Source organism: Mucilaginibacter sp. OK283 (genome assembly GCF_900110415.1).
Classification (GTDB): Bacteria; Bacteroidota; Bacteroidia; order Sphingobacteriales; family Sphingobacteriaceae; genus Mucilaginibacter.
Genome location: NZ_FODR01000005.1, coordinates 363,392 through 375,267 on the forward strand (window position 1 = coordinate 363,392; position 11,876 = coordinate 375,267).

Annotated in this window: 11 protein-coding genes; 6 read left to right on the forward strand and 5 right to left on the reverse strand. The window is 41.9% G+C overall.

Annotated features, from left to right (window positions below; genetic code table 11):
* The first annotated feature begins 168 nt into the window (after positions 1-168).
* A complete protein-coding gene (locus tag BMX56_RS14490; protein ID WP_143065446.1) occupies positions 169-798 on the forward strand; it encodes a hypothetical protein in 630 nt (209 codons plus the stop codon).
* 81 nt (positions 799-879) lie between these two features.
* On the opposite strand, the gene BMX56_RS14495 is transcribed toward BMX56_RS14490, so the two are convergent.
* The 3 genes from BMX56_RS14495 to BMX56_RS14505 form a co-directional block, all read right to left on the reverse strand.
* Positions 880-1,209 (reverse strand): PD-(D/E)XK nuclease family transposase, encoded by a 330-nt coding sequence (locus BMX56_RS14495; protein ID WP_369829640.1) that lies wholly within the window; start codon positions 1,207-1,209, stop codon positions 880-882.
* 233 nt (positions 1,210-1,442) lie between these two features.
* Complete coding sequence (locus tag BMX56_RS14500; protein WP_090649161.1) at positions 1,443-1,964, reverse strand: YceI family protein; 522 nt, start codon at positions 1,962-1,964, stop codon at positions 1,443-1,445.
* A gap of 192 nt (positions 1,965-2,156) precedes the next feature.
* On the reverse strand, positions 2,157-2,921 hold the full coding sequence (locus tag BMX56_RS14505; RefSeq protein ID WP_090649164.1) for a DUF4262 domain-containing protein: 765 nt from the start codon (positions 2,919-2,921) through the stop codon (positions 2,157-2,159).
* Between the two features lie 201 nt (positions 2,922-3,122).
* On the opposite strand from BMX56_RS14505, the gene BMX56_RS14510 reads away from it, so the two are divergent.
* Positions 3,123-3,830, forward strand: a complete 708-nt coding sequence (locus BMX56_RS14510) for an RNA ligase family protein (RefSeq protein WP_090649534.1) — start codon at positions 3,123-3,125, stop codon at positions 3,828-3,830.
* On the forward strand, positions 3,802-4,929 hold the full coding sequence (locus tag BMX56_RS14515) for an AAA family ATPase (protein WP_255369847.1): 1,128 nt from the start codon (positions 3,802-3,804) through the stop codon (positions 4,927-4,929). Before BMX56_RS14510 ends, BMX56_RS14515 begins: the two co-directional genes overlap by 29 nt.
* Before the next feature lie 127 nt (positions 4,930-5,056).
* Here the strand turns inward: BMX56_RS14515 and BMX56_RS14520 are convergent, their stop codons facing one another.
* The gene (locus BMX56_RS14520; RefSeq protein ID WP_090649170.1) at positions 5,057-5,518 is read right to left on the reverse strand and encodes a DUF1569 domain-containing protein; all 462 of its coding nucleotides are present in this window, start codon (positions 5,516-5,518) and stop codon (positions 5,057-5,059) included.
* 129 nt (positions 5,519-5,647) lie between these two features.
* Complete coding sequence (locus BMX56_RS14525; RefSeq protein WP_090649174.1) at positions 5,648-9,838, reverse strand: hybrid sensor histidine kinase/response regulator; 4,191 nt, start codon at positions 9,836-9,838, stop codon at positions 5,648-5,650.
* A gap of 359 nt (positions 9,839-10,197) precedes the next feature.
* Here BMX56_RS14525 and BMX56_RS14535 point away from each other — a divergent pair, with 359 nt between their 5' ends.
* From BMX56_RS14535 to BMX56_RS14545, 3 genes are all read left to right on the forward strand, one after another.
* Complete coding sequence (locus tag BMX56_RS14535; RefSeq protein WP_143065447.1) at positions 10,198-10,743, forward strand: hypothetical protein; 546 nt, start codon at positions 10,198-10,200, stop codon at positions 10,741-10,743.
* 48 nt (positions 10,744-10,791) lie between these two features.
* Positions 10,792-11,211 (forward strand): response regulator, encoded by a 420-nt coding sequence (locus tag BMX56_RS14540; RefSeq protein ID WP_090649184.1) that lies wholly within the window; start codon positions 10,792-10,794, stop codon positions 11,209-11,211.
* A 96-nt stretch (positions 11,212-11,307) separates the two neighbouring features.
* Positions 11,308-11,874 carry a Crp/Fnr family transcriptional regulator gene (locus tag BMX56_RS14545; protein WP_090649187.1) on the forward strand — a complete coding sequence of 189 codons (567 nt, stop codon included), beginning with the start codon at positions 11,308-11,310 and terminating at the stop codon, positions 11,872-11,874.
* Positions 11,875-11,876 lie beyond the last annotated feature (2 nt).

Consider the following 11,876-nt stretch of genomic DNA (forward strand, 5'->3'; position numbering starts at 1 on the left):
ATAGCGACAAGGGTTTGATAACACTTTTTTATACGATAGTAACCGTTGTTTGGTTAGCTGATAATGATATATTTTATTGTTTATATCATAATTAGCCGCCAGTAATTGTACCCGTTAAGAAATATAAACGGTATAAAAAATCCTGATTTTACTTTATATGATTTAGCCATGGAAAAAAAATTGGGAACTACAGGCAACGTATTTGTAAAAGTGGCAGTAATACATGTAAATGATTATTTACTAAAACCACGTCAAATGAAAGTTCTATCAAAATTAATAGCCGTTTCAATTATTGCCTCAGCTATATTTTTTACAACAAATGCACAGGCTCAAACAGTTGCAGCTAAACAATTTACCTTTAGCCTGGGAGCAGAAACAGGTTTGCCAACCGGTATATCGCGCAAGGGCAGTAGCTTTGTATTGGGGGCAACGGGCCAGTTTCAATATGGTATTACCAATAATTTCGCGGCGACATTTGCTGCCGGCGGTTATCATTTTTTTTCGAAAACAAACCCAAATACCGGCAAGAAATTTGATAGCTACGGCGAAATTCCGGTTAAAATAGGTGTTAAACAGTTTTTTATGCCCAACCTTTATGTTGGTGTTGAGGGCGGTTTAGCATGGGAAAAATTAGAAGATGGGCAGGGATGGGCGCCATTTCACAGGCGCGACCTGGCCGGACGAATAGGGTACGCAAACAAACACTGGGACCTGAGTGCGCGGTATGAGGATTTTTACATGAAGGATTATCACACAGGCCTGGTGGCTTTGCGTTTAGCTTATGGCTTTGGGTTGTAAGCCAAAAGTTAAGGCTTAAAGCAGAAAGCTAAACTAAAGGGGAGCGATGATTTTGTCGCTCCCCTTTTTTAGTGTGGATATTTAAAGCTTTTCTATTTCTTCAGCAGAAAGTTTAGTAAACTTTGAGATTTGGGCAAGTGGTAGACCATCTTTTTTCATTTCACGGGCAATATCTAAGGCCTTTTTATATTCACCTTTCTCCATACCTTTCGCCTCACCCCAGGTCTCAGCAGTTGATACAGCGTAATTCATCACATTTTTATTGTCCCATTTGTATTTTAAGCTGCTATCGTACATCGTTTTTTCCTCCTTTGTCAGGCTTATATATTCTGCAATGCTGAATAATTTTTCAAATATGGGTTTACGCAGATATGCTGGTATCTTGTCCAGTTGGCTCATATTCTTTAACACATAAAGCCATCTGTCCAGATCAGTATCTAACTCATTACCCGTTTTAACAAATTATTCATAAATATAATTGTTTTAAAAAGATATTCATTAAGGCTTCGCCATTCCGCCTATCCTTGGGTGTCTGGTCAAAAAGTTTATTGGTTATTCAACTCCACAACAAATGTAGCCGGCACAAAACAAAAAAGCCACGCTATAACTAAATATAACGTGGCACCTTTGCTGTGTACTGCTATTTACCCCTTAGTAACCGGTACGGTTAAACTAATAGTCAACTCCTCCGGCGATCCGTTGCGGGTGATATTAAAATCCTTTGGTTTTACTTTAAAGCTGCCTTTAAAAAGGCCTTCGTTACCTTTATCATCAAAAGTAAAATGAATGGTAACTGGTTTGGTAACACCCTTCATGTTCAGGTTACCTATAGCCTGGTAAGCGTTGCCGCTTTTGCTAACCGCCGTTGAGGTAAAGGTGATGGTGGGATGATTGTCGGCATCCAGGGCATCTTTGGCGTGGTTGTTTTTGATAAAGAAACCGGTAGCAATACTTTCTACATCAATAGATGCCGAAATTTTTGACTGCCCGGGGTCAACTTTGTCAAACTGGATATTGGCCTTTAGCGTTTCAAATTTGCCGCTGATACGGCCGCCCTCAAATTTAACCTCATAAGGGCTTTTAACTTTATAAGTAACAAGCGATAGGGCAAATGCCGAAAGGCTGATTACCAGCAAGACGATTAACGAATACGTGATCTTTTTCATATTATTTCTTTTTACATTAATAGATGCCCCCGTGTTTATTACAGGCAGGTATGTAAAATACGTTTTACAATATAGGTAGGTTGCCTTGGTTGTTAAACTTAAAGGTATGACTGTAGTAAATTGATTTGGTTTATTACCTTTTTATTCCTGTTAGTACAGGAGTAATCCAATTAGGTTAAGAAGAGCAGAATACTAGTTAATAACCTCTTCATCCGCACTTTCGGCATATTGCCAATTCTCATCAACGCTGCTTCTCCAGGCGCTCCAACCATATTGCAGGTGATATATTTCGTTAATACTGGGATCAAGTTTGGTAATCTCTTCAAGGCAAACCAGCAGTGAATCAGTTATATCAGGGTGATCGCTGGTGTGAAACTGCCAGTCGCCGTCTTCGTTATGATAAACGTATAATATTGGTTGGCCCTCAAATACCTGTTTTGTGGTATATACGCCCATGTTCTTTTCCTCGTAAAATTTAAAGCCGATATCCCTGTCTAAAAGTGGTTGTTTGAATTTCCAGGCCGGATTAAAAGCTTCATCCCACGGGAATAGCTGCTGTTTATCGGGCCAAACTAATTGAAAAACGGGATAATCATGGCTATAATCGTAGAACCAGCTTGCATAACCGAGGTAATTAGGATAAAAGGCCTTATCAACTTCAATAAACTGAACTTGGTAACCCTGTAAATAGCCGGGATATAATACGTTAGGAACGACGGCACTACCATCTTTTGCTATATCGCGAACGTGATTTAATATGCCGGCCATAACGTTGGTATTCAACCCGAAACAGATGACTTCCGGATGCCTGTAGTTTTTATACAAACCAATTGTATAAACAAAGCCAGGCAGGTAGTTGTCCGGCTCTATCAAAGCCAAATGGCACCCATATTCTTCAACATTGTTAATAATAATCGCTTCGGCTTCCGTATTGTGCTGGCTGTGGTCTTTATCCATGATAAAAGAATTTGGCAGAAATATACAAAGTTTTTGCCTGCCCGTAATTCAAAATATCTTTCTACATTTGCCGCAGATTAAATCAGTCTGTCAACACTTTGAGCCATGTAATCTCATTAGCATAAAAAATGTTTAATGATCTTCCCCAACACCCGCGGGGAGGAAACAAATTTACTATTTCCATTTCTTAAATTTTACAACATGGCTATTTCACAAAAATATGGTCGTACGTATCATTACCCGTTTTCGCCCGGTACTACCAGCGACGACAGGATACAACACGACTACTGGGCGCATCTGCAGCAGATTCCCAAATTGATACATACCGAAAAACTGGATGGCGAGAATAATTGCCTGTCGAAATATGGTGTATTCGCCCGCTCACATGCCGCCCCAACGGTTTCACCGTGGACACAGAGCATCCGTCGCTTTTGGCAATTGATTAAAAATGACCTGGGCGACCTCGAGATTTTTTTAGAGAACCTTTACGCGATACACTCCATCGAATACCATAACCTGGACAGCCATTTTTATGTGTTTGGCATCCGCGAGCATGACCGCTGGTTAAGCTGGGACGAAACCCGGTTTTATGCCGCAATGATAGGATTGCCAACCGTGCCCGAGCTTGCTGTTGTAACAACACCGGCAAGCCAACAGGTTTTTGAAAAAGACGTACTGGCTTTAACTGCGGGCAGGGGGACGTTGGAGCCGCACGATATTATTACGGGCACGCCAACAACCATTGAGGGTATTGTTACCCGTAACGCAAACGGCTATGCCACTGACGAGTTTGCCCGTAACGTATTTAAATACGTACGCAAAGGACACGTTAAAACTGACGAACACTGGACGCGCAGCTGGAAACGCGCCCGCTTAAAAAATGAAGGAGGTACCTATGTGGGCCGTTAATGAACATAAAGACTGGGACAGCCTGGCAACCCGTTTTGAATGGGTAAGCAGGATGGAAGGGGTGCAGCAAGACCCAATTTACCATGCGGAAGGTAACGTGGCTATTCACACGCAAATGGTATTGGCTGCTTTGATTGCCCAACCAGCTTACCGGCAACTGCCTGCACACGAGCAGGAAATACTATGGGCAGCCGCGCTGCTGCACGATGTTGAAAAATATAGCACCACCGTGGTTGAGCCTGATGGGCGTATTACATCAAACGGCCATGCGCGTAAAGGCGCCATGACGGCCAGGCAAATATTGTACAGGGACGTGCCTGTCCCGTTTGCCATCAGGGAACAGGTGGTAGGCTTGGTGAGGTACCACGGCCTGCCGCTTTGGGTATTTGAGAAACCCGACCCGGCAAAAGCTTTGATTATAGCCAGCATGGAGGTTAATACCGAATGGCTGGCTTTATTGGCGCGTGCCGATGTTCTGGGGCGTACCTGTGCCGACCAGGCGGAAATGCTTTTTAAAATAGACTGTTTTGAAGCATTTTGCCGCGAGCAGAACTGCTGGGGAACTGCACGTAATTTTGGCAATGACGACGCCATGATGTACTACCTGCAACATGACAATGCCTACGCGGATTATGTTCCTTTTGAGCAGACTGCCTTTGAAGTAATATTGATGAGTGGCTTGCCGGGTGCCGGTAAAAACACGTTTATCCAAAAGAATTACCCGGATATGCCGGTGGTGTGTTTGGATGATATCCGGACGGCACGGGGAATTTCGCCAACGGATAAGTCGGGTAATGGCCAGGTAGTGCAGGAGGCTAAGGAGTTAGCAAGAATTTACCTGCGTAAACAAACCGGTTTTATATGGAACGCCACCAACACTACCCGCCAGATGCGGCAGCAACTGGTTGATTTGTTTACCACCTATAAAGCCAGGGTAAAGATAGTTTATGTAGAGGTGCCCTATACCCACCTGCACCGCCAAAATAAAAGCCGCGAGGCCGCCGTGCCCGGTGCCGTATTGGATAGGTTGATTGGTAAGCTGGAAGTACCGGCGCTTTGGGAAGCCCACCAGGTTGAGTATAATTCCGTCCCTTTTTAATTAAAGGGGAGGGGTTTGGGTAGATGATTCCTGTTTTATTATATTCGACTGAAGACAAACAAGGCGGTTAACCAATTTAGGATAACCGCCTTGCTTATTTAAAAGTAAACGCTTATCAGCACCAAATTTAACTCCCAAACTGGGTTAAGTGATGGTTTACATGTTTATAAAACATATTATTCCATTCCCCAACCTTTAAAGGCCCAAACGAATGCGACATTTTTCCGTCGAACTCCTTTTCGCCAAGTTGCTGCGTTTTTTGGATGTAGCCAATCAGCCTGGCTTTTTCGGTCTCAAAATCTCTTTCGGTGGTGATGATAAAGGCCGGGGCGGTAGGCCCATTATGTTTGTAGGGCACTTCGCTTACCACCTTATTTTTTACCAGCAGCTTCAGGATCAGCTTCATAAAGCCATTAGGTTTGGGGTGTTTTTCCTGCTCGTAAACCATTTCGTACGATACACAGCAATGCGCAAGCATTTGCGATACATTCATTTTACCCCATTGTGGAGTGGTGGCTGGGGTAAGGGTGTTAATCCTTCCGATAATACCATCAGCAACGGGCTGCGAAAAGATATTGGGTAAAGCCATAATGGTTTGTTTTATATTGATTTATGGAGTTTTAGATTTGTGACGATGCTGTAACTGGATATGAGGTAAAAGGTAAAACTTTTTACAACGAATCGAGGAATAAATACTAAGAAAAAAATGAGGTGAAGTTTATCCTCCTGAATTTACCAGTTTCCCATACTTTTCCAGCATACCAATAATTTCGGCAAGCTTCATGGGTTTGCTCAGGTAATCGTTCATGCCGGCTTGCAGGCAGGCTTCCTTGTCTTCTACCATCGCATTGGCCGTCATGGCTATAATAATAGGCTGTATGGCCATGTTTTTCCTGATGTGGCGGGTTGCTTCCAGCCCGTCCATTTCGGGCATCTGGATGTCCATCAGGATAACGTCGTACGGCCTGGCTGCTACCGCGTCAATAGCTTCCCGGCCGTTTACCGCAATATCGGGCTGATAGCCCATTTTATTGAGTATCTGTTTGGCTACCTTTTGGTTTATCGCATTGTCTTCGGCTATCAAAATATTTAAGGGGTATTTAATAGCCAGTTCTTTTGACAGGCCATCTTTTGCAGGTTTTTGATCGGCGGCGACAGCTTTATCACTTTTAAGCTGATCGATAATGTGTTTAAGCAATATATTGTGCTTGGCCGGCTTGGTTAATATTACATTAAAAAGGTCAAACTCGCGTTTGGTTTGTTTATCAATAGAGCTTAGTAAAATCAGCGGCAGAGAGGGGTGGGCTGCCTTTATTTTGCGTGCCAGTTGGGCGCCATCCATCTGCGGCATGTGCATATCTGTAATAACAAGTTCAATTTGATTGTTAGCTTCTAAAATGGCTAAAGCCTTATCGCCGGAACTGGCTATTACAGGAACAAATTTCCAATGCTTTAGCTGGTTTTCCATAATATTGCGATTGGTGGCATTGTCATCCACCACCAATACCTGCTTATTTTCAAGGTTGGCGGTATCCAGGTTAAAATTGCTTGAATTGGTTTTTATGCCCACCCTGGTTTTTATGTTAAAGCTAAATGTGGTGCCATGTGCAACCTGGCTGCTTACTTTAATCTGGCCGCCCATCAAGTGAATCAGTTTTTCGCTGATAACCAACCCAAGCCCGGTACCGCCGTACTTGCGTGTTGTACTTGAATCTACCTGCGAAAAGGCTTTAAAAAGGCGCGACAATTTATCTTCAGATATCCCGATGCCCGTATCGCGGACAGTGAATGACAAGTTAAAATCCTCGTCGTCTCCCGAAAGCCTTTCTACATCAATGAATATTTCGCCTTCGGTGGTAAACTTAATTGCGTTGCCTACCAGGTTTATCAATACTTGCCTCAGGCGCATCGAATCGGCAATGATATGCTCTGGTACGCCGGGCGCTATCTGGTAAATAAGGTCGATGTTTAATTTCGACGCTTTATCGGCAAAAAGGTCGAGTACGCTTTCCACGCAATCTCTGATGTTAAAGTCATGCTCTTCCAGCTCCATGTTGCCCGATTCGATTTTAGAGAAATCGAGGATGTCGTTAATTACTGTCAACAGGGCGTCGCCCGAGTGTTTAATAGTTTCGGTGTATTCGGCCTGCTCCGTGGTAAGGTCGGTATTGGCCAGTAAGGTTGCCATGCCTATCACACCGTTCATGGGGGTACGAATTTCATGGCTCATGGTAGCTAAAAAGATACTTTTGGCTTTGTTGGCGTTTTCTGCCTCCTCCCGGGCCTTCTCTGCCGCTTCGCGCGATCTTCTTTCTTCTATAGTAAGTTGTGTAATGCTTTCAGTACGTTCCTTTACCTGCATTTCAAGGTATTCTTTTTGTTGCCTTATTGTATGCGTTCTGTACCTGAAAAAGGCATAAATGGCGCCCGCAAATGCTATAACGGCAAGCGTATCAAACCACCAGGTAAGCCAAAAGGGTGGTATAATAGTTATCTGAAGCGGAGTTGTTACCGGCGACCATAAACCCTGGCTATTACGATATTTTAACCGTACATGATAAGTGCCAGGCCCAAGGTTGGTATATAAGGCTGTATTATGGTTGCCTATATAATTCCATTCTTTATCAAAGCCGTCTAAATAATAAGCATACTGCTTTCTATCTGCCGATGCATAATCAAGTGCTGCAAACTCAAATGAAAACACTGATTGTTTGTAGGATAAAGTAAGGTTGCGGGTATCAGTAATGTCATTTTTTAACGGCGATGGGTCCTGGGCATTTGTGGCAATGGTAAGCGGTTTGTTAAACAATTGAAAAGATGTGATAACCAGGGGAGCAAAACCGGCCTGTTTTAATACTTTACCCGGCGAAAAACAATTAAACCCGTTAATGCCGCCAAAATAAAGGGTTTTATCATCTGTTTTTAAGGCCGAGTGAGGCTTATATTCGTCGCCCTGCAAACCATCTTCTGTTGTATAGTTATAAAAGGTTTTATTTTCGGGATTAAACTTAGATAGCCCACCGTTACTGCTGATCCAGAGGTTACCGGTATCGTCGGCCCTTATGCCGTATATAATATCGCTGGGTAAACCGTCTTTTTTTGTAAACGTAGTAAAGTGGTTGTGCAACGGATCAAACAGGTTGAAACCCGAAAGGGTAGCCAGCCATAGCCGGCCTTTATCGTCTTCAAAAATATCGGTTACACCATTATTGCTTATACTGTTTGTTTTTTCGTCATGAACAAAGCGCGTAAAAGTATTTGTAGTGCGGTTAAAAAGGTCTAAACCGCCGTCGGAAGTGCCAATCCAAAGGTTGCTTTTTTTATCTTCAAACATTACATAGGGCCTTGGGCTGCTTATTCCTTTGAGATCGTTTACGTTAAAACGGTAATGAGTAAATATTTTGGTGTTGTGGTCGTAACAGTCTAACCCATCGTTAAAGGTAGCTAACCAGGTCTTCCGGTCGCGGGTATGTAAAATGTAATAAATATTGTTGCCGCCAATTCCCTGTGGCTTGGCATCGTCATGTTTGTAGTTGGTAAAAACATTTGTTTTAGGATCATATACACTAAGCCCATCGCCCCAGGTACCTATCCAAAGCTTCCCTTCATAATCTGGTTTAACTGTAAGTACATAGTTACCTGTTATGCTGTTTTTTCCATTAGCTGCTTGTTTATAGTTCTTAAACGTTTTAGTTGCCGGGTCAAACTTATTTAGGCCGCCGCCATCGGTGCCAATCCAAATTTTATGCTCTTTATCCTCGGCCAAATCAAGCACGTAATTATTTGAAAGGCTTTGCGGGTGGCTGTTATGCCGGTATAATGTAAAGCTTGATGTTGATTTTTTTGACAGGTTAATGCCCCCACCAAAAGCGCCAACCCACATATTACCCGTCCGGTCGCGGCAAATACCGTATACAGAGTTGCCATTAATACTGTTATTATCTACCTCGTCGTGCTCGTAAGTGCTGAATTTGCCTGTTTGGCTATTTAATACGCATAGACCACCGTTTTCGGTGCCAACCCACAGATTGCCTGCTGCATCGCTGTTTAAAGCATAAATAGTATTGGATGAAATGCCACCTGTGCGGCTTTTGTCCTGCACAAAACGTTTAAAAGTTTTATTGGCACTATCAAACAAAAAGAGGCCATCGCCCTGGCTGCCAAGCCATAAGTTATGAAATTTATCTTCGAATATACAAGGGATAATTTTACCCAATATAGTTTTTGTTGCTGGGTCATAATAGGGGAAATGAATAAAATTGTTTGTTTTAGGATTGTAAAGGTTTAAACCTCCGCCACCGGTTCCTATCCAAATGCGTTTTTCCGAATCTTTGTAAACGGTACGTACATTATCCTCGCTCAAACTGCCGGCATCTTTATCATTGTGCTGAAAGTGGTAAAAAGTATTGGTTTTTAAATTATAGCGGTCGAGCCCGCCGTTTTGGGTTGCTATCCATAAATTGCCATTATCAAAAAGTAAACGGTTAATAATGTTATCATTAATGCTATTTGGGCGGCTAATGTCATGCAGGTACCTTATAAAATGCCCGGTTGAGCGCTGGTACATATTTAAGCCGCCCTGGGTGGCCAGCCACATGTTGCCGCTACTATCTTCGGCAATATCGGTTATCGTATTATTGCTTAATGATCTGCTGTCCTTGTCATCGTATCGGTAAGTGATAAAACGATAACCATCATACCTGTTAAGGCCGTTTCGGGTAGCTATCCACATAAAACCCCGGCTATCCTGAAAAATGCAGTTTACGTTTATTTGCGATAGTCCTTCGGCAGTGCCCACATGCAAAAATTTAAGACTTTCGTTTTGAGCATAGCTGCTAAACGGTATTATAATGCAAATTAAAAGTAAAGCACTGATAATATGTTTAAGCTTATGGCATGGCCTGTACATAGAACGTTGTTAATATGCTGTGTTGAATTAAGAAAACTGCCCCCTGGCACCGGGTTTATATACAAAATTTGTATACGTTGATATTAGTAATAGGTTACTCCAAATTTAATGATATCTCGGGATTTTAAAAGCGATTTAGCAGTATGTGTCGTAAAAATTATCGTTAATGGCGTTGCAAAAATACTGACTGACAATAACTTTGCCCTGAAACCGGCTGATGATACCTGTAACACAGCATTGCATAAATTGATTATGCTTTTTATATTTAATAAAGGTTGGGGGCCGAAGAGTATCAGGAACAAATGGCACATTTAATTTAGTATTAAATGCTATATTTAATAAATATAACAAACCTTATTATGATTCCCGATTTTATATCAAAACAACGCAAAACCCGGCTTGAGTTATTGGGCTGGTATCAAATTGTGGGTGGTATAGCCGGCGTGTTGGTAACCTTTTGGATATTATCAAAAACAGAGCAAATTACCTGGGTGATTGCGTTGCTTTTTTTACTTGCATTCGCATTGTACAGTTTCTCTATCTATTGCGGAAAATTACTCCTGGGCGCACAATATAGCAGGGGTCTAAGCTTATCCATACTAAACCAGGTACCGCAAATTGTAAGTTTTGCTTTTATTGGTTATGCATACCAATATAATGGCGGTGCTGCGGTTGAACTGGCGTTAAGTTATGGTTCCGGTACTGTGAGTAGCGGCCTTAATTTTGGTGTTGATTTTGGAATGATGCCAAAATGGTTGTTTTCAATCGCATCTGACGATTTATCTTTTAAACTGTCTGTCAATTTGTTGGCAATTTACCTTATTTATTTTATCGACAAATTAAGGGAAGCCCTGCTACACGAGAAGGTAAATCATGAAATAGCGGGAATTGAGCCGGAAATCTAAAATATTTTTAAAATGTCAAACAATTCTATTTTAAATTGTTGTATTTGAATGAATTATAATCAAACCACCAATGTGCTGATCATTGATGACGATGCGGTTAATAATTTTATTGCCGAAACCCTTATTAAAAAAGCAGCCAAAGACGCGGAAATTACTATTTGTTTAAACGGACAGGAAGCCATAGAACAATTGCTAAGCATCAAACAAAGCTCGGGTAAGCTACCCAGGTTTATATTTTTAGATATTGCAATGCCGGTAATGGACGGCTGGAAGTTTCTTGACGAATACCACCGTTTAAAGTTGGGCGATGGAAGCAATAGTGAAATTATTATGGTCTCTTCGTCACGGTTCAGGCACGATATTGACCGTGCGCTTGGGAATGCCATAGTGAAAGAATATGTTAAGAAGCCGCTTAGCATGGAATTGGTAAAAAGGATATTAAGGGTAGATCATCACGATAATTGGTAGCGATTTATAGCATCTGCTTTTTGCCTGCAATAATTTATCAGGCAACGTTGATTCTACAGCAGAATTGCTGAACTTAGACCAACTTTTATTGTGAACATGAGTACAGAACTAAAAAACTTTATCAATAACTATGTAAAGTTGGAAGATGCCGAACTGGATGATATTGTTGGCCGTTTTAAAAAAAGACAGGTATGCAAAAATGAGTTTCTTTTAAAGGAGGGCGATATTTGCAGCGATCTTGTTTTTGTTCAGGAGGGATGTTTGCGTTTGTTTTACCTTACCGGCGATGTAGAGATATCCGTTTGGTTTGCTTTTAAAAATTCATCGGCTATTGATATTTATAGCTTTATAAGCGAGAAACCCTCGGTGTATTTTTTGCAGGCAATTGAAGATAGCGAAGTGATGTACTTGCCCAAAGCCAAATTGTTAAAACTATACCAAACACATCCCAAAACGCAGGAAATGATGCGTAACTTTTGGGAAGATGCTGTGCTTAATCTTATTGACAGGTTTACCGCGCTGCAAAGAGACTCGGCAGAGGAGCGTTACCTTCAGCTGTTGTCAAAACCGCCATATTTGCAAAAAATTCCGCAAAAATACCTGGCTTCATTTATAGGGGTTACGCCAACGTCGTTAAGCCGTATCCGGAAAAATATCAGGTAGCT